Origin of the sequence: Subtercola lobariae (assembly GCF_014640255.1) — a bacterium.
In the GTDB taxonomy this organism is placed as follows: Bacteria; Actinomycetota; Actinomycetes; order Actinomycetales; family Microbacteriaceae; genus Subtercola; species Subtercola lobariae.
The window spans coordinates 190,945-209,222 of record NZ_BMGP01000005.1 but is presented as its reverse complement, the minus strand read 5'-3'; the positions used below and the strand labels follow the sequence as shown (position 1 = coordinate 209,222).

General features: G+C 64.9%; 15 protein-coding genes. All 15 read left to right on the top strand.

The features are described 5' to 3' along the window. Positions 1-3: 3 nt before the first annotated feature. Positions 4-1,431, top strand: coding sequence for a UDP-N-acetylmuramoyl-tripeptide--D-alanyl-D-alanine ligase (locus IEX24_RS14135; protein WP_188679262.1), 1,428 nt, complete (start codon positions 4-6; stop codon positions 1,429-1,431). Further along, a complete protein-coding gene (gene mraY / locus IEX24_RS14130; RefSeq protein WP_188679260.1) occupies positions 1,428-2,534 on the top strand; it encodes a phospho-N-acetylmuramoyl-pentapeptide-transferase in 1,107 nt (368 codons plus the stop codon). Before IEX24_RS14135 ends, mraY begins: the two co-directional genes overlap by 4 nt. Next, positions 2,516-4,039: a UDP-N-acetylmuramoyl-L-alanine--D-glutamate ligase gene (gene murD, locus IEX24_RS14125; RefSeq protein WP_188679258.1), complete on the top strand. Its 1,524-nt coding sequence runs from the start codon at positions 2,516-2,518 to the stop codon at positions 4,037-4,039. Before mraY ends, murD begins: the two co-directional genes overlap by 19 nt. Next, on the top strand, positions 4,017-5,357 hold the full coding sequence (gene ftsW, locus IEX24_RS14120) for a putative lipid II flippase FtsW (RefSeq protein ID WP_188679672.1): 1,341 nt from the start codon (positions 4,017-4,019) through the stop codon (positions 5,355-5,357). The genes murD and ftsW overlap by 23 nt, the downstream gene beginning before the upstream one ends. Beyond that, a complete protein-coding gene (locus tag IEX24_RS14115; protein WP_188679256.1) occupies positions 5,354-6,424 on the top strand; it encodes a UDP-N-acetylglucosamine--N-acetylmuramyl-(pentapeptide) pyrophosphoryl-undecaprenol N-acetylglucosamine transferase in 1,071 nt (356 codons plus the stop codon). Before ftsW ends, IEX24_RS14115 begins: the two co-directional genes overlap by 4 nt. A gap of 262 nt (positions 6,425-6,686) precedes the next feature. Continuing rightward, positions 6,687-8,117 (top strand): UDP-N-acetylmuramate--L-alanine ligase, encoded by a 1,431-nt coding sequence (gene murC, locus IEX24_RS14110; RefSeq protein ID WP_188679254.1) that lies wholly within the window; start codon positions 6,687-6,689, stop codon positions 8,115-8,117. Between the two features lie 12 nt (positions 8,118-8,129). Continuing rightward, the gene (locus tag IEX24_RS14105) at positions 8,130-9,167 is read left to right on the top strand and encodes an FtsQ-type POTRA domain-containing protein (RefSeq protein WP_229715334.1); all 1,038 of its coding nucleotides are present in this window, start codon (positions 8,130-8,132) and stop codon (positions 9,165-9,167) included. Between the two features lie 322 nt (positions 9,168-9,489). Further along, positions 9,490-10,689: a cell division protein FtsZ gene (gene ftsZ / locus IEX24_RS14100; RefSeq protein ID WP_188679252.1), complete on the top strand. Its 1,200-nt coding sequence runs from the start codon at positions 9,490-9,492 to the stop codon at positions 10,687-10,689. A 10-nt stretch (positions 10,690-10,699) separates the two neighbouring features. Continuing rightward, a complete protein-coding gene (locus tag IEX24_RS14095) occupies positions 10,700-11,413 on the top strand; it encodes a YggS family pyridoxal phosphate-dependent enzyme (RefSeq protein ID WP_229715332.1) in 714 nt (237 codons plus the stop codon). A 40-nt stretch (positions 11,414-11,453) separates the two neighbouring features. Continuing rightward, positions 11,454-11,963: a cell division protein SepF gene (locus IEX24_RS14090; RefSeq protein WP_188679251.1), complete on the top strand. Its 510-nt coding sequence runs from the start codon at positions 11,454-11,456 to the stop codon at positions 11,961-11,963. Between the two features lie 7 nt (positions 11,964-11,970). Then, positions 11,971-12,279 (top strand): YggT family protein, encoded by a 309-nt coding sequence (locus IEX24_RS14085; RefSeq protein ID WP_268236261.1) that lies wholly within the window; start codon positions 11,971-11,973, stop codon positions 12,277-12,279. Positions 12,280-12,384: 105 nt separating this feature from the next. After that, a complete protein-coding gene (locus tag IEX24_RS19945; protein WP_188679250.1) occupies positions 12,385-13,053 on the top strand; it encodes a DivIVA domain-containing protein in 669 nt (222 codons plus the stop codon). Next, positions 13,050-13,691, top strand: a complete 642-nt coding sequence (lspA, locus tag IEX24_RS14075) for a signal peptidase II (RefSeq protein ID WP_229715330.1) — start codon at positions 13,050-13,052, stop codon at positions 13,689-13,691. Before IEX24_RS19945 ends, lspA begins: the two co-directional genes overlap by 4 nt. 3 nt (positions 13,692-13,694) lie before the next feature. Next, positions 13,695-14,615 (top strand): RluA family pseudouridine synthase, encoded by a 921-nt coding sequence (locus IEX24_RS14070; protein ID WP_188679249.1) that lies wholly within the window; start codon positions 13,695-13,697, stop codon positions 14,613-14,615. A 176-nt stretch (positions 14,616-14,791) separates the two neighbouring features. After that, a complete protein-coding gene (dnaE, locus tag IEX24_RS14065; RefSeq protein ID WP_188679662.1) occupies positions 14,792-18,262 on the top strand; it encodes a DNA polymerase III subunit alpha in 3,471 nt (1,156 codons plus the stop codon). Positions 18,263-18,278: the final 16 nt, after the last annotated feature.

Genomic DNA, 18,278 nt, shown 5'->3' with positions numbered 1-18,278 from the left:
AATATGCTTGATCTCACTCTCGACGACATCGCCCGCATCATCGGCGGAACGCTGGTGCTCGGCGACCACGCCGTAGAACTCGGCGTTTCGGAGTCGACCATCGTCGGCGGAGCCGTCGACACCGATTCGCGCGAAATCGTGCCGGGCGGCATCTTCGTGGCGAAGCCGGGCGAGTTCAGCGATGGGCACCTCTACGTTCCGGCGGCTATCGAGAGCGGTGCCGAACTCGTGATCGTCGAGCGTGTTCTCGACGATCTCACTGTGCCGCAGATCGTGGTCGCCGACTCGGTGCAGGCGCTCGGCGACCTGGCCACCGAGGTCGTGCGCCGCATCCGTGAACTCGGCCTGCTGAAGGTCGTGGGCATCACCGGTTCGAACGGCAAAACCACCACGAAGAACCTCGTTCGCACGATTCTCGAGCGTCGCGGCCCCACCATCGCGCCGCGCGACTCGTTCAACAACGAAGTGGGCGCCCCGCTCACCATGCTGAAGCTCGAGGCCGACACGAAGTACCTCGTCGCCGAGATGGGCGCCTCGAAGCCCGGCGAAATTACGCGCCTCGTGCGCATGGCGCGGCCCGACGTGGGTGTGGTGCTGATGGTCGGGCTCGCGCACGCCGGTGAATTCGGCGGCATCGAGAAGACTCTGCAGACGAAGACCGAGATGGTCACCGATCTGCTGCCCACCGATGTGGCCGTGCTGAACATCGACGACTACCGGGTGGCCGGCATGGCCGAGAAGACCCGGGCGAGTGTGCTGTGGTTCGGGTTGGATGCCCGGGCAGATGTTCGAGCATCCGCTCTGCAGAGCACGCCAACCGGCACGACCTTCACTCTGAGCCTGCCGACGGGGCAATCACGTCAGGTGAACTTCGGCGTGCTCGGCGAGCACCACGTGATGAACGCCCTCGCGGCAGCCGCGGTTGCGCACACCCTCGAAGTACCTCTCGACGACATCGTCGAGGCGCTGGAGTCGGTGACTCGCGCCGAGCACTGGCGCATGGAGGTGCTGCCCGGCACGCAGGGCATCACCATCATCAATGACGCTTACAACGCGAGCCCCGATTCGATGCTCGCCGGGTTGAAGACTCTGGCGCAGATCTCGGGCGAGGGCATCCGGCGCGTCGCCGTGCTCGGCGAGATGAGCGAGCTGGGTGAATTCTCGCTCGAAGAGCATGACCGCATCGGGCGCACCATTGTGCGGCTCGGCATCGAGCGCATCTTCGTGGTCGGCGAGGGTGCGCGTGCGCTGCACCTGGCCGCGACCCACGAAGGCTCGTGGGATGGCGAGTCGGCTTTCTTCGACACCGCCGACGAGGCCTATGCTGTGCTCGAAGGCGAGTTGCGCTCGGGCGATGTCGTGTTGGTGAAGTCGTCGAACTCGGCGGGCTTGCGCTTTCTGGGCGACAGGCTGGGGGAGCGGTTCGCATGATCACACTGATAACCGCAGGCGGGCTGTCGATGATCTTCAGCCTGTTCATGACGCCGGTTTTCATTCGTTTGTTCAAACGACTGGCCTGGGGTCAGTACATCAACATCGATGGGCTGTCGACCCACCAAGTGAAACGCGGTACGCCCACTATGGGCGGAATCGTCATCATTCTGGCGGTGCTGTTCGGCTACTTCGTTGCGCTACTGATCACTCAGAATCCGCCCTCGGTCTCGGTGCTGCTGGTGCTGTTTCTGATGGTGGGGCTCGGGTTGGTGGGGTTCGTCGACGACTTCATCAAGACGCAGAAGAAACGCAACCTCGGGCTCGGGCCGAAAGCGAAACTCGCCGGGCAGATTCTGTTCGGCGGCGTGTTCGCGCTGCTCGCCTTGCAGTTTCCGAACAAGGCCGGGCTGACTCCCGTTTCGACTCACATTTCGGTCGTTCGCGACCTGAACTTCGACTTTCTCGGTGGTGTCGGCTGGGTGCTGATCGCCGGGTTCATCGCCTTTCTGATCTGGATCATTCTGATTGTGATGGCCACCTCGAACGCGGTGAACCTCACCGACGGCCTTGACGGCCTCGCTCCCGGCTCGGCGATTCTCGCCATCGGCTCGTACGTCATCATCGGGTTCTGGCAGTCGAACCAGTCGTGCCAGAACCCCACTCTCGACCCCGACGTGGCGTTCAAGTGTTATAACGTTTCTCAGCCGCTCGATCTGGCCATCATCGCTGCAGCAATCGCCGGCGCGCTGATCGGCTTCTTGTGGTGGAACACGAACCCCGCCAAGATCTTTCTCGGCGACACCGGCTCGCTAGCCATCGGCGGGGCTCTCGCCGCACTGGCCATCGAGAGCCGCACCGAGCTGCTGCTCATTCTGATCGGCGGCATCTTCGTGATCGTGGCGGGCCAGGTTGTAGTGCAGCTCACCTACTTCAGAATCACCGGCGGTAAACGTATTTGGCGGGCCAGCCCACTGCACCACCATTTCGAGGTGAAGGGCTGGGCCGAAGTCACCATCGTGGTGCGGTTCTGGATCATCGCGGGTCTCTGCGTGGCCGCGGGAGTCGGGGCGTTCTACCTCGAATGGATTCTGCAGACGTGACTGACGACAGGCTTTCGTCACTCACCAGCTGGCACTCCGACTGGTCGGGGCTGCGGGTGGGCGTGCTCGGGCTCGGCAAGACCGGCTTCTCGGTAGCCGACACGCTCGTCGAACTGGGTGCTTCGGTGCTCGTCGTGGCACAGAACGCCGACGACTCGCAAGTGCGCCTGGTCGAGGTGATCGGCGCCGGGCTGGTGCTCGATGCGGTTCTGGATGCTCCGCCGCCCGAGCTCGTGTCGCTCGACCCTGAGGTGCTCGTGGTCTCGCCGGGGTTTCACCCCGACCATCCGGTGCTCGTCTGGGCAGCCGAGCAGTCGATACCCATTTGGGGCGACGTCGAACTGGCGTGGCGCCTGCGCGACAAGGTGGGCGCACCCGCCGAATGGATCGCCGTCACCGGTACCAACGGCAAGACCACAACGGTGCAGCTCACCGCCACCATGCTCGTCGACGGAGGCTTTCGGGCGGCACCGTGTGGCAACATCGGTATTCCCATTCTCGACGCGATTCGAGACCCGCAGGGCTTCGATGTGCTGGTGGTCGAGCTCTCGAGCTACCAACTGCATTCCACGTCGAGCATGTCTCCGTATGCTTCGGTGTGCCTGAACATCGCCGAAGACCACCTCGACTGGCACGGCTCGCTCGACGCGTACGTCGAGGCGAAGGCTCGCGTGTACACCAACACAAAGATCGCCTGCGTTTACAACCGGTCAGACGAGCGCACGATGACCATGGTCGAGAACGCCGAGGTGATCGAGGGTGCTCGTGCCATCGGGTTCGGGTTGGGCGTGCCCGGGCCGAGCGACTTCGGTGTGGTCGACGGCATTCTGTGCGACCGAGCGTTCACCGAGGAGCGGCGCATTTCGGCGCTCGAGATCACGACGGTCGCCGATCTGGCGGCGCGTGGGCTCGCGGCACCGCACATCGTGGCGAACATACTCGCCGCCTCTGCACTCGCTCGGAGTTTCGGCGTGCCCATCGAGGCCGTCAGGCGCACGCTGGCGCGGTTCGAGCTCGATCATCACCGCATCGAGCTCGTCGCCGAGGCCGGCGGAGTGAGCTGGGTGAACGACTCGAAGGCGACGAATGCGCACGCGGCCGACGCGTCGCTGGGTGCCTACGAGTCTGTCGTCTGGGTCGCCGGGGGGCTGCTGAAAGGCGTCGACGTTGAGCCGTTGGTGAAGGCGCGGGCATCCCGAATGCGTGCCGTCGTGCTCATCGGCACCTCGCGCAGCGACTTGCGAAACGCATTCGAGCGACACGCGCCCGGGGTGCCCGTGTTCGAGGCCGTCGACACCGAGACTGAAGAGGTCATGTCAGCTGTCGTTCGGTTGGCGGCAGCCGTAGCCGAACCTGGCGACGTGGTGCTGCTGGCTCCGGCCGCAGCGTCGATGGATCAGTTCATCGACTATGCCGACCGTGGCACGAAATTCGCCGAAGCCGTTCGCGATTACCTTGGAGGTGGGGCAGCTGACCAACACGATGCGCCCCAGCCGCCCGAATAATACCTCTGCCGCACCGATCGCCTCAGGCGTGCGCACCGCCCGAATTTCGGTGGGCCGCGCCTTCGAGTCGGAGTCGAGCAACTACTACCTGCTGCTCGGCACCACCCTGTTCTTGGTGGTCTTCGGTCTCGTCATGGTGCTCTCGTCGTCGTCGGTCGACTCGTACACCGCGCGTCAGGGGTTCTTCGGCATCTTCTGGCGCCAGGGGCTCTTCGCGCTCATCGGTATTCCGTTGATGCTCGTCATCTCACGCCTGCCGATCAGCTTCTGGAAGCGGTGGGGCTGGCTCGCCCTCGCGGCCGGTGTCATTCTGCAGCTGCTGGTGCTCTACACACCGCTCGGCATCGAGGTCGGCGGCAACCTGAACTGGATCGGCGTGGGCGGCTTCAACATGCAGCCCTCTGAGCTCATCAAGGTCGGGCTCGTCATCTGGCTCGGCGTCATTCTGGCGAAGAAGCAGCGTTATCTGCACCTCTGGGGGCACCTCGCCATTCCCATCGTGCCGGTGGCCGGCGGTGCCGTGCTGCTCGTCATGCTCGGCGGCGACCTCGGAACGGTCATGATCATGGCCGGGCTCATCTTCGGTGCACTGTTCTTCGCCGGGGTACGGTTGCGCATGATTCTGCTGCCGCTGATCGTCGGCGCATCCGCCATCGTGGTCATCGCGTTCTCGAGCGCCAGCCGAACCGAGCGCATCGGCACCTTCTTGGGCTCACAGTGCACCGACACGTCGGGGGAGTGCTGGCAGACCCAGCACGGCATGTTCGCTCTCGCGGCCGGTGGCATCTTCGGCGTAGGGCTCGGCAACTCGAAAGCCAAATGGTCGTGGTTGCCGGCTGCTGACAACGACTTCATCTTCGCCATCATCGGCGAAGAGCTCGGTCTGATCGGCGCGCTCGTGGTGATCGGCTTGTTCGTCGCACTCGCCATCGCGTTCTTGCGCATCGTTCGCGCCAGCCACGACGTCTTCTCGAAGGTCGTCGCCGGTTCGGTGATGGTCTGGATTCTCAGCCAGGCTTTCGTCAACATCGCCGTGGTGCTGGGGGTGATTCCGGTGCTCGGCGTACCGTTGCCACTCATCTCGTCGGGAGGCTCGGCGCTCATCACCACGCTCATCGGCATCGGCGTGGTGCTATCGATCGCGCGCGCGCAGGCGAACACGCCTGCCCCCGAGGTTCAGGATGCCCGGCAACAGCCCGTGCGTCGGGCGCCGCGTCAGCCCGCCACGGCCGCCGCGCCGCGCCAGGTGGCCACCCCGCGCCAGGTGGCCACCCCGCGCCAGCCGGCACCCACTCGCGCGAGAAACACCGGCCGGTGACGACGTACCTGCTGGCCGGCGGCGGAACCGCGGGCCATGTCAATCCGCTGCTCGCGACCGCCGATGAACTGCGGCGCCGTGACCCGGAGGCCGAGATCATCGTCGTGGGCACCGCCGCCGGGCTCGAAGCGCGGCTCGTGCCTGCGCGCGGGTACGAGCTCGTCACCATTCCGAAGCTGCCGTTTCCGCGGCGGCCGAATCGTGCGGCGGTGAGTTTCGGGCCTCGGCTGTCGAAGGTGATCTCCGACCTCAAGAAACTCATCGTCGAGCGACACGTCGACGTGGTTGTCGGGTTCGGCGGGTACGCGGCAGCACCGGCGTATCTGGCGGCTCGGCGGGCGAAGGTGCCGCTGGTCATCCATGAGGCGAACGCCAAGCCGGGCCTGGCGAATCGCCTGGGAGCGCGCTTCACCCCGTTCGTTGCGGTGGCTTTTCGCGGCACATCTCTGCCGCATGCGTATTTCGCGGGCATGCCGTTGCGCCGCGAGATCGAGCAGCTCGACGTTGCGGCCGCTCGTGCTGAGGCCTACGAGTTCTTCGACCTCGAACCGGGTCGGCCGACGCTGCTGGTGACGGGCGGGTCGCTCGGCGCCGAGAAGGTCAACACGACCGTGTTCTCGTCGGTGGCGGGCATCCTCGCGGCCGGGTACCAGGTGCTGCACATCGTGGGCGATCGATCGACGTTGGTCGACCCCGAAATTGCGGGGTACCGCATGGTGCGCTACTGCGACCGTATGGAGCTCGCGCTGGCCGTGGCCGACTTCGCGGTTTCACGGGCGGGCGCGGCGACTGTTTCTGAGCTCGCGGCGCTCGGTGTACCCGCGGTTCTCGTGCCCTACGCCGTGGGCAACGGTGAGCAGCGGTTCAACGCGCGTGACATCGTCGCGGCGGGTGGCGCCGTGCTGGTCGCCGACGCCGAGTTCACTCCCGAGTGGGTTGCTTCGTCGCTCGTGCCGCTGCTTTCAGACCGGTCTCTGGTCGAGCGGATGGCCGCTGCCGCCGCCTCGGCGGGCGTACGCAACGGTTCGGCGCGAACCGTCGACCTCATCACAGAGGCGCTCAGTTGATGGCTACTGCGAGATGTGCCGGAGGCACCGCCTCGGTGGGGCATTCCGGCAAATTTTTGCTGGCGCGCCCTGAGAAGCGAGTCGCGTTGGCGTACGCCGCATCGATCGGCGACCTGAATGCCACCAGGCCGCGGCGCGATGCTGCCGCCGCATGGTCGCTGCTCGCCGCGCCGGGGGAGCGAGGTGCGCGCGGGCGCGTAACGTTAGAGGTGCTGGTGCGGCGTTTGGTTCGCCGAGCATCCGGAGCGAAAGAAAGCGCGTCATGATCAAACCCGACCTCACTCTCGAGATTCCGGCCGAACTGGGCGCGGTGCACTTCGTGGGCATCGGCGGGGCCGGCATGAGCGGCATTGCGCGCCTGTTTCTGAAGGCCGGGGTCACGGTCACGGGCTCCGACCGAACCGACTCGAAGACCGCGCAGAAGCTGCGTGACCTGGGCGCGACCGTCTACGTGGGTCACAACGCCGCGAACCTCGGCGACGCCGACACCCTCGTGGTGACGAGCGCGCTCTGGCCCGACAACCCCGAACTCGTGCTCGCCCAGCAGCGGGGCCTGCCCGTTCTGCACCGGTCGCAGGCGCTCGCCTGGCTCGTGAACCGCCGGCGCCTCGTCTCGGTGGCCGGAGCGCACGGCAAAACCACGTCGACCGGCATGATCGTGAACGCGCTGATCGAGCTCGGTGCAGACCCGAGCTTCGTGAACGGCGGCGTCATTTCGGCGCTCGGCACCAGCTCGGCGTGGGGCGACGGCGAGCTGTTCGTGCTCGAGGCCGACGAGTCTGACGGATCGTTCTTGCTCTACGACACCGCCGTGGCGCTGATCACGAACGTCGACCCCGACCATCTCGACCACTACGGCTCGAAAGAGGCCGTCGAAGACGCCTTCGTGACGTTCGCCGACGAGGCGTCGGAGCTCGTGGTCATCTCCTCAGACGATGCGGGTGCGGTGCGGGTGGGCTCACGGCTGGCTGCCTCGCGCGTGCTGACGTTCGGCGAGGCCGCCGATGCGGATGTGCGGGTGCACTCGATCGTGGCCGAAGGCCCGGTGTCGTTCGTGCTCGAGTACCTCGGGCAGAGTTATGCGGGGCAGTTGCGTATTCCGGGCATCCACAACGCCCTCAATGCGGCTGGCGCCTTCGCGGTGCTCGTGGGTACTGGGTTCGACCCCGCTGCAAGTGTTGCCGCACTCGGCGCCTTCGACGGCACAGGCCGCCGATTCGAGTTGCACGACACTGTTCGAGGCGTGAGTGTGTACGACGACTACGCCCACCACCCGACAGAGGTGGATGCCGCACTCACCGCCGCGCGCACCGTCGTCGGTACCGGGCGCATCATCGCGGTTCATCAGCCGCACCTGTACAGCCGCACGCAGTTGCTCGCCGGCGACTTCGCCGAAACTCTGGAGCGTACGGCTGACTTCACCGTGGTGCTCGACGTGTGCGGCGCCCGCGAAGACCCGGTGCCCGGAGTCACGGGAGCACTCGTGTCAGAGCGCTTCGCCGACCCGTCGAAGGTCGCGTACATCGACAACTGGCAGGCGGCTGCCGACTTCACTGCCTCCATTGCAGAGCCCGGCGACTTCGTCATCACCCTCGGCTGCGGCGACGTGAACCTCATCGTTCCGCAGCTGCTTGCGTCGCTGGCCGCCACGCCGGCTGTCGCCGCCGCCGCAGATTCGGTCAGCGGTGAATAAAGCGAGGCGCCGTTGAAGCGCCCCAACGGCTTTCCGCCGCCACCACCCGAACAGCAGGCGCCTCCTGCCCCACCCGCGCCCCCGAAGTCGGTTCGCCCGATTCGGCCTGCGGCCCCGTCTGCTCCGGCACCTGACTCGAGCTCGAAGTCGCGCGACACCAAGTCGGCCGCCGCCACCTCGAAGTCTCGCGACGCTGCCTCCCCGTCGGCGGAGAATCGGGCATCCACGCAGGCGGCGAGCCGGGCATCCACACCGTCACCGAGCCGGGGGCGCAGCGACGAAGCACTTGCCCGCAAGAACGTGCGGGTGGCCGAGCGCAAGCGGCGTCGTTATGAGCGGTCGGAGGCCCGGCGATTCACCGAGCGGAGCCGCCGGCGTCGGCTGACCTGGATCATCTCGGCGGCCGTACTCGTGGGGCTCGTTCTCGTGGTGGTGTTCACCGCATATTCGCCGCTGTTCGCGGTGCGAACCGTCGACGTCGAAGGCACCTCGCGCATCGACGCGACCCAGGTTCAATCGGCGCTGGCCGGGCAGCTCGGCAAACCGCTCGCACTGGTCGACTACGGTGCCATCAAGGGCGACCTCAGCACGTTCACCCTCATTCAGAGCTACTCGACCGAATCGCAATTGCCCAACACCCTGGTCATTCGTATTGTCGAGCGCCAACCCGTCGGAGCGGTCGCCAGCGGCACCGGGTTCGACCTGGTCGACCCGGCGGGCGTTGTGGTCTCGCACTCAGACCAGCGCCCCGCCGGATACCCCACCATCGACACCTCCGCGGCGCCCGTCGGGAGCCCGGGTTTTCTCGGCGCGACGGCGGTATTGCGCGCCCTACCAGCCGAGCTCTTGGCGAAGGTCGACTCCGTCAGCGCAGCCACCCCCGACTCCGTCACCCTCGTTCTCACCGGCGCCGGCCAGAAGGTCGTCTGGGGCAGCGTCGATAACTCCGCCCTCAAGGCCATCGTGCTCGACAAGCTCATCGGCACCCAAAGCCCCGACGACCACCTCACCTACGACGTCTCGAGCCCCGACAACCCCGTCGTCTCCTAACCGCCTCGCACGTCGAACGCGGCCCGGGCACCCGTCGCCACCCGCCACGCGGCACAAGCGCTCGTCGTTGCGCAAAGGCACCTGGGCTGCGCCCCGAAGGTGCTTTTGTGCAACCCGGGCGACAGAAGGGAAGCAGATGCGACGGCGAGCGAGGGGAATGGGCGCGAATGTCAGGCGCATAACGCGACACGCGGTGGGCGCAGCACAGGAGCGCGCACTATCGACCGTAGGTTCGTCGTAAGAAATACATACTCAGCATAACATTAACTCTCAACTTGAGGTTTAGACCTCGTGGGAGATTGAGGGCTACCGGAGGCCGGACGTGACATCAAACCAGAACTACCTCGCAGTGATCAAGGTGGTCGGCATCGGTGGCGGTGGCGTGAACGCCGTCAACCGGATGATCGAACTCGGCCTTCGCGGCGTCGAGTTCATTGCCATCAACACAGACGCCCAGGCGCTGCTGATGAGCGACGCCGACGTCAAGCTCGACGTCGGCCGTGAGCTCACCCGCGGCCTCGGCGCCGGAGCCGACCCTGAGGTGGGTCGCCGCGCCGCCGAAGACCACGCCGAAGAGATCGAAGAGGCCCTCGCGGGGGCCGACATGGTCTTCGTCACCGCAGGCGAGGGTGGCGGCACCGGAACCGGCGGCGCCCCCGTGGTCGCCCGCATCGCCAAGTCGATCGGTGCCCTGACCATCGGTGTCGTCACGAAGCCGTTCGGCTTCGAGGGTAAGCGCCGCATGTCACAGGCCGAAGACGGCGTCGCAATTCTCAAGAACGAGGTCGACACCCTCATCGTGGTGCCGAACGACCGCCTGCTCGAGATCAGCGACCGCGGCATCAGCATGCTCGAGGCGTTCTCCACCGCCGACCAGGTGCTGCTCGCCGGTGTTCAGGGCATCACCGACCTCATCACCACCCCCGGCCTGATCAACCTCGACTTCGCCGACGTGAAGAGCGTCATGCAGGGTGCCGGTTCTGCCCTCATGGGCATCGGATCGGCGAGGGGAGCCGACCGCGCCATCAAGGCCGCCGAGCTCGCTGTCGCGTCGCCACTGCTCGAGGCGAGCATCGAAGGCGCGCACGGGGTTCTGCTCAGCATTCAGGGCGGATCGAATCTCGGCATCTTCGAGATCAACGACGCGGCCAAGCTCGTGCAAGACGCCGTGCATCCTGAAGCCAACATCATCTTCGGTGCCGTCATCGACGACACCTTGGGCGACGAAGTTCGGGTCACCGTCATCGCGGCCGGCTTCGACAGCGGCGATGCGAGCTCGGCCGCTGAGGCCAAGCGCGCGTTCGGCAGCATTCCGAACGACGCGAGCGACCTCTTCGCCGGCACGGCAGGCTCGGCAAGCACGTCGGCAGCAGCCCCGCTGCGCCGCGACCGTGCCGAAGAGCCCGCACAGTCGCTCTGGTCGCAGCCCGCAGAGCACAACTCGCTCACCGGCACCGCTCAGCTCGACCCGGCGTCAGACGACGACGACTCCGACCTCGACGTGCCCGACTTTCTGAAGTAAAGCGGCACATGTGAGCCTCAGTCTGCCGCACGAGGGCGAGCGTGACCTAGCCGGTCGACTCGCCCTCGTTCGTGAACGCATCTCAGACGCCGCACACGCGGCCGGGCGCAGCGTAGACGAACTCACGCTCATCGTCGTCACCAAGTTTCACGACGCCGCCCTGCTGCGCGAGCTGGCCGCCCTCGGCATCCGCGATTTCGGCGAGAGCAGGCACCAAGAAGCCCGCGAGAAAGCGGATGCCCTGGCCGACCTCGACCCGACGTGGCACTTCATCGGCCAGCTGCAGAGCAAAAAGGCGCGCCAGGTCGCGGCGTATGCCTCGGTCATCCACTCGATCGACCGTGCTCAGCTCGCCGACCTCATCAACACGTCAGAGCGCGTCGAGGCCGGCACCGTGATCGACTGCTTCGTTCAGGTGAACCTCACCGAAGACCCTGCGCGCGGCGGAGTGGCACCAACAGACGCCCAAGCCCTCGCCGCCCACATCGAGTCGCTTCCGGGCCTGCGGCTGCTCGGCGTGATGGGAGTAGCCCCGAACGACGGCGAGCCGCAGAGAGCTTTCGAGCAGTTGCGCCAGGTGTCGATGGATGTTCGGCAGAGCGCCCCCCGGGCATCCGCCATCTCGGCCGGCATGTCGAACGACTTCGCCGAAGCGATAGCCGAAGGGGCGACACACCTACGAATCGGCTCAGCAATCACGGGAAACAGACCGTTGCAACGTTAATCTCTAACCAGGCAACCGCATGACAAACCGGAGGATTCCCATGGCCAATCCATTACGCAAGACGATGGTCTACCTCGGGCTCGCAGACGAAGAGCTCGAGTACGAAGACGCCCCCGCGCAGCAGCCGGTGGCTCACGTCGCGAACCAGCAGGCACAGAGCCCCGTTGCGCCCGTCGCCTCGGCGCCCAGTGCGCAGTCGCACGGCAACCGTGCCCCCGTGACCCCCCTTCGCCGAACCACCCCTCAAAAGAATGCGGCGCCGCTCGAAATGAATGAAATTCTCACCGTTCACCCCAAGCAGTACAAAGATGCTCAGATCATCGCTGAGAGCTTTCGCGAAGGCATTCCGGTGATCATCAACCTCTCGCAGATGACGGATGCCGATGCGCGCCGCCTCATTGACTTCGCCGGCGGCCTCTCGCAGGGCCTCTACGGCAAGATCGAACGCGTCACGAGCAAGGTCTTCTTGCTCTCACCTGCTCACGTTTCGGTCTCGGGTGAGGCTGCAACCGACACTCGTGCAGAGGCATCGTTCTTCGTCCAGTCATAATTGACGAGTGGGTTCCCTCGTCGCCGTCTTAGCAACAGTCGTCTATTTCGCGCTTCTGCTGTACTTTTTTGTCATGTGGGGCCGGTTTCTGCTTGACCTGGTGCGCAGTTTTCAGCGCGGCTGGCGCCCCCAGGGCGCGGTTCTCGTGCTCGCCGAGGTGACGTATACGGTCACCGACCCGCCCATCAAGTTCTTCAGGCGGGTGATTCCGCCGCTGCGCATCGGGCCGGTTGCCTTCGATTTCGGCTGGAGCATCGTGATGCTCGTAGTGATTATTCTGCTCTCGGTGACGAGCTACGTTCGTATCATTGCGTGATTATCGCTCCCACGAGCGTGCGACATTGCGTGACGCATGTATCGTAGTTCCAAGAAACGCCCAACACGTTCCCTCAACAGTCACTAGTTATAAAGGTGGAAGAACATGCCGTTAACTCCAGAAGAAGTGGTTAACAAGCGCTTCTCGCAGACTCAATTCCGCGCTGGTTACGACCAAGACGAGGTCGACGATTTTCTCGACGAGGTCGTTGTCGAGCTTCGCCGTCTGATTTCTGAGAACGAAGAGCTTCGCGCGGGTATTGTGCCTGCCGCAGCGGCTCCGGCTAGCGATGAAGCAGCCGAGGCGTCCGCTCCCGTTGCTGACGAAACCGCAGTCGTCGAGGTCGTCGAAGAGGCACCGGCCGCCGAGGCCGAGCCTGAGCCCGTCGCCGCTGCACCAGTCGCTGCTGCCGCTGTCGCGGGTGACGCGGCTTACGGCGAAGACGCCGCGAGCACCACGAGCCTGTTGCAGTTGGCACGCAAGTTGCACGACGAGCACGTCAAAGAGGGTGCCGACAAGCGCGCCGAACTTATCGAAGAGGGCCAGGCCACGGCCGCGCGTCTTGTTGCCGAGGCTGAGACCAAGCAGCGCACCGAGCTCGCCAAACTCAACCAGGAGAAGGCCGGCATCGAGCACCGCATCGACGAGCTGCGCTCGTTCGAGAAGGAGTACCGCCAGAAGCTGCGTGGCTACATCGAGGGCCAGCTGGCAGACCTCGACTCGAGCGGCGAAGCTGCTGAAGGGGCCGCTCAGTCGTCGAGCCTCTCAATTTGACAGACAACGAAGCTGTGGCTGCCGAGCCGCCTGAACAAGGTGACTCGGGAGCCCCGACTTCGGCAGCACCATCACGAACGGTCAGTGCTCGCGCACTGATCGTTCTTGCTGTTGTCGCGGTCGCTGTGTATGCCATCGACCAGATCGCGAAGTATCTCGTCGTCGCTCATCTGCCGCTGAATGAGTTCGTGCCGGTGCTCGGCACCGTGCTGCAGTTCTTCTACGTCACCAATTCGGGCGCGGCCTTCTCCATCGGTAGCGCGTACACCTGGATCTTCTCGGTGCTCGCGGTCGCTGTGCTCGTGTTCATCATCTGGTTCGCCCGGCGCATCCGGTCGCTCGCCTGGGCCGTGGTGTTCGGGCTGCTGCTCGGCGGGGTGCTCGGCAACCTGACCGACAGACTCTTTCGCGACCCGGGTTTCGGCGTGGGGCACGTGGTCGACTTCATCAAGATTCCGTTGTTGCCGGCCATCTTCAACCTCGCCGACACGGCCATCACGGCTGCCATGGTGTTGTTCTTGATCTTGACCATTCAGGGCATCGGTCTCGACGGGCGTCGCGCGACGCCCCCGGCCGACGAGACTTCAGTCACCCCGGGTGCGGCCGACGCGCCACCTTCACGTACTGACGAGGTCTGAGGCGTGGAGTACCGCCAACTTCCGGTACCCGACGGCCTCGACGGAGACCGGGTCGACGCCGGGCTCGCCAAACTGCTCGGCTTCTCGCGCACATTCGCGGCCGAGGTCGTCGACGCCGGGGGAGTGGTGGTCGATGGCCGTGTCGTCTCGAAGTCTGATCGCCTGCGCCGCGACACCTGGCTCGAGGTGAGCTGGGCTCCGCGCGAAGAATTACGCATCGTCGAGACCCCGGTCGAAGACCTCACCATCATCTACGACGACGACGACATCGTGGTGGTCGACAAGCCCGTGGGTGTGGCCGCGCATCCCTCGGTCGGCTGGACGGGCCCCACGGTACTCGGCGCCCTCGCCGCGGCCGGATTTCGCATCTCCACCTCCGGTGCCGCCGAACGCGCCGGCATCGTGCACCGCCTCGACGCGGGTACCAGTGGGCTCATGGTCGTGGCGAAGAGCGAAGAGGCCTACACCTGGCTCAAGCGGCTCTTTCATGACCGCGAGGTAGACAAGATCTACCACGCAGTCGTGCAGGGGCATCCCGACCCCCTCGCCGGCACCATCGACGCCCCCATCGGCCGCCACCCGCGCTCCGACTGGAAGTTTGCAGTGGTCGCCTCAGGCAAACCGTCGGTCACGCACTACGAGACCATCGAGGCGTTTCCGAGCGCCTCGCTACTCGAGATTCATCTCGAGACGGGCCGCACGCACCAGATCCGCGTGCATATGGCGGCTCAGCGTCATCCCTGTGTCGGTGATGCGATGTACGGCGCCGACCCGCAGATCTCGGCCAGGCTCGGGCTGTCGAGGCAGTGGTTGCACGCCCTGAGGCTCGGTTTCGTGCATCCGACCTCGCGCGAATATGTGTCGTTCGAATCGACCTACCCGGCCGATCTGCAGCACGCCCTCGACGTGCTGCGCGAAGACTGAATCGTGCCGCGCGACGTCTGAAGTCGGCCTCGCAGCCCTCGAAATCGGCGGCGTGCATCGGCGAGTCAGCCGAGCCGAACAGCTAAACTGAATCTCTCGACATCTAGCTAGCCGGAGAATCTGTGCCCACCCGAACCGACTCATTCGTTCACCTTCACGTGCACAGTGAGTACTCCATGCTCGACGGTGCCGCACGGGTAAAACCCCTGATCGAAGCTGCAGTCGAGCAAGGGATGCCCGCGGTCGCCGTCACCGACCACGGCAACGTCTTCGGCGCTTTCGACTTCTGGAAGACGGCCACCGACGCCGGCATCAAGCCCATCATCGGCACCGAGGCCTACATCACGCCCGGCACCCATCGGGGCGACAAAACCCGAATTCGCTGGGGCGGCCCGAACTCCGGTCGTGACGACGTCTCGGGCTCGGGCGCGTACACCCACATGACGCTGCTCAGCGAGAACACTGCCGGCATGCACAATCTCTTCCGCTTGTCGTCACGCGCCTCGCTCGAGGGTTACTACTTCAAGCCGCGCATGGATCGCGAACTGCTCGCCCAGTACTCCAACGGCTTGATTGCGACCACCGGATGCCCGTCGGGCGAGGTTCAGACGCGCCTGCGTCTCGGCCAATACGACGAGGCCGTGAAGGCCGCTTCTGACTACCGCGACATCTTCGGGGCCGAGAACTATTTCGCTGAGGTCATGGATCACGGTCTGGGCATCGAACGCCAGATCATGGCTGACCTGTTGCGTCTCGCCAAGCAGCTCGACCTGCCGCTCGTAGCCACCAACGACTTGCACTACACCCACGCCCACGACGCCACCAGTCACGCCGCACTGCTCTGCGTGCAGTCGGGGTCGACACTCAGCGACCCGAACCGCTTCAAGTTCGACGCCGACGAGTTCTACCTGAAGTCGGCCGCCGAGATGCGGCAGATCTTTCGCGATCACCCCGAGGCCTGCGACAACACGTTGCTCATCGCCGAGCGCTGCGAGGTCAAGTTCGACACCGCCGCGAACTACATGCCGCGCTACCCCGTGCCTGAAGGTGAAACCGAAGACACCTGGTTCATCAAAGAGGTCGAGAAGGGCCTCGTCGAGCGCTACCCGAACGGTATCTCGCCTGAGGTTCGCGCCCGAGCCGACTACGAGGTCGGCGTCATCGTGCAGATGGGGTTCCCCGGCTACTTTCTTGTGGTCGCCGACTTCATCAACTGGTCGAAGAACAACGGCATTCGCGTCGGGCCCGGCCGAGGTTCGGGCGCCGGCTCGATGGCCGCGTACGCCATGCGCATCACCGACCTCGACCCGCTTCGCCACGGCCTCATCTTCGAGCGGTTCTTGAACCCCGACCGCGTCTCGATGCCCGACTTCGACGTCGACTTCGACGACCGGCGCCGAGGCGAGGTGATCCGGTACGTCACAGAGAAGTACGGCGACGAGCGGGTCGCGCAGATCGTGACCTACGGCACCATCAAGGCGAAGCAAGCGCTCAAAGACTCCTCGCGCGTGCTCGGCTTTCCGTTCGGCATGGGCGAGAAACTCACCAAGGCGATGCCGCCACCCATCATGGGCAAAGACATTCCGCTGTCGGGAATCTTCGACCGCGATCATCCACGGTTCAAAGAGGCAGCGGATGTGCGGGCCGTCATCGAGGCCGACCCCGAAGCACGAACCGTCTTCGACACGGCCGTCGGCATCGAGAACCTGAAGCGCCAATGGGGAGTGCACGCGGCGGGTGTGATCATGTCGAGCGACCCGCTGATCGACATCATTCCGATCATGAAGCGCGAACAAGACGGTCAGATCGTCACCCAGTTCGACTACCCGGCCTGCGAATCGCTCGGGTTGATCAAGATGGACTTCTTGGGGCTTCGAAACCTCACGATCATCGACGACGCGCTTGACAACATCCAGTCGAACCGCGGTTTTCGGCCGGTGCTCGAAGAGCTCGAGCTCGACGACGTTCCGGCCTACGAGCTGCTCGCCCGCGGTGACACGCTCGGGGTGTTTCAGCTCGACGGGGGGCCCATGCGTTCGCTGTTGCGCCTGATGAAACCCGACAACTTCGAAGACATCTCGGCCATCCTGGCGCTTTATCGGCCGGGCCCGATGGGTGCCGACTCGCACACGAACTACGCGCTGCGCAAAAACGGGCTGCAGCTGGTCACGCCCATTCACCCTGAGCTCGAAGAGCCGCTGAAAGAGGTGCTCGGTGGTACCTACGGCCTCATCGTGTACCAAGAGCAGGTCATGTCGATCGCGCAGAAGCTCGGCGGGTTCACTCTCGCCCAAGCCGACCTGCTGCGGCGGGCCATGGGTAAGAAGAAGAAGAGCGAGCTCGACAAGCAGTATGAAGGCTTCTCTGGCGGCATGCATGCGAATGGGTACTCCGAAGCCGCGGTCAAGACGCTCTGGGACATTCTGCTGCCCTTCTCCGACTACGCCTTCAACAAGGCGCACTCCGCCGCGTACGGCGTAATCTCCTACTGGACGGCCTACCTGAAGGCGCACTTCCCGGCCGAATACATGGCCGCGCTTCTCACCAGCGTCGGCGACTCGAAAGACAAGTCGGCCATTTACCTCAACGAGTGCCGGCGCATGAACATCACGGTGCTCCCGCCCGATGTGAACGAGTCGATCGGGTTCTTCGCTGCTGTGGGCGAAGATATTCGGTTCGGGCTCGGCGCGGTGCGAAACGTCGGGTCGAACGTGGTCGAAGGCATCCGCTCGGCGCGCGAAGAAAAAGGCCGCTACACCTCGTTCCATGACTTTCTGCAGAAGATTCCGCTACAGGCCGCGAACAAGCGCACGGTCGAGTCGCTCATCAAGGCGGGTGCGTTCGACTCACTCGGCGACACCCGTCGTGCCCTCGTCGAGATTCACGAAGGCGCCGTCGAGGCCGCCGTCAGCGAGAAGCGGGCCGAGGCGAATGGTCAAGTCGGCTTCGACTTCGACTCGCTGTGGGATCTTCCGCAAGACCACCGCCAGGTGCCCGAGCGACCGGAGTGGTCAAAGCGTGACAAACTCGCCTTCGAGCGCGACATGCTCGGGCTCTACGTCTCCGATCATCCACTTGCCGGCCTGGAGATACCGCTCGCGAAACACGCTTCGGTGACCATCAGCGACCTGCTGACGAGCGAGCACATCGCCGACGGCGAAACGGTGACCGTTGCCGGGCTCATTACGAACGTGCAGCACCGCGTCGCCCGAAACTCAGGCAACCAGTACGGCTCGATCGTGATCGAAGACTTCGGCGGCGAGGTCACGGCTATGTTCATGGGCAAGGCGTACCAAGAGTTCTCGCCGGCGCTCACCAACGACTCCATCGTGGTGGTTCGCGGGCGCGTGTCGATGCGGGATGACGGGCTCAACCTGCACGCCTTCAGCCTGTTCAGCCCAGATCTCGGGCAGGCAGGCGGCGACAACGGGCCCATCGAGATTTCGATGGCGGATGCCCGTGCGACGACTGAAACCGTGCAGGCTCTGAACGACGTGCTGATCAGGCACTCGGGTGACAGCGAGGTGCGCCTGAAACTCATCAAGGGGCAAACTGCGCGCGTGTTCGAGATTCCCTTCCGTGTGCGTGTCACGGCAGACCTCTACGGCGAGCTGAAATCCCTCCTCGGCCCGGCCTGCCTCACCTGACCCGAACCACCCCCCA

Bases quoted from the DNA above. Each gene is read 5' to 3' on its own strand.
- IEX24_RS14135 (WP_188679262.1), top strand. From the start codon at position 4: ATGCTTGATCTCACTCTCGACGACATCGCCCGCATCATCGGCGGAACG.
- mraY (WP_188679260.1), top strand. From the start codon at position 1,428: ATGATCACACTGATAACCGCAGGCGGGCTGTCGATGATCTTCAGCCTG.
- murD (WP_188679258.1), top strand. From the start codon at position 2,516: ATGGATTCTGCAGACGTGACTGACGACAGGCTTTCGTCACTCACCAGC.
- ftsW (WP_188679672.1), top strand. From the start codon at position 4,017: ATGCGCCCCAGCCGCCCGAATAATACCTCTGCCGCACCGATCGCCTCA.
- murC (WP_188679254.1), top strand. From the start codon at position 6,687: ATGATCAAACCCGACCTCACTCTCGAGATTCCGGCCGAACTGGGCGCG.
- IEX24_RS14090 (WP_188679251.1), top strand. From the start codon at position 11,454: ATGGCCAATCCATTACGCAAGACGATGGTCTACCTCGGGCTCGCAGAC.
- IEX24_RS19945 (WP_188679250.1), top strand. From the start codon at position 12,385: ATGCCGTTAACTCCAGAAGAAGTGGTTAACAAGCGCTTCTCGCAGACT.
- dnaE (WP_188679662.1), top strand. From the start codon at position 14,792: ATGCTCGACGGTGCCGCACGGGTAAAACCCCTGATCGAAGCTGCAGTC.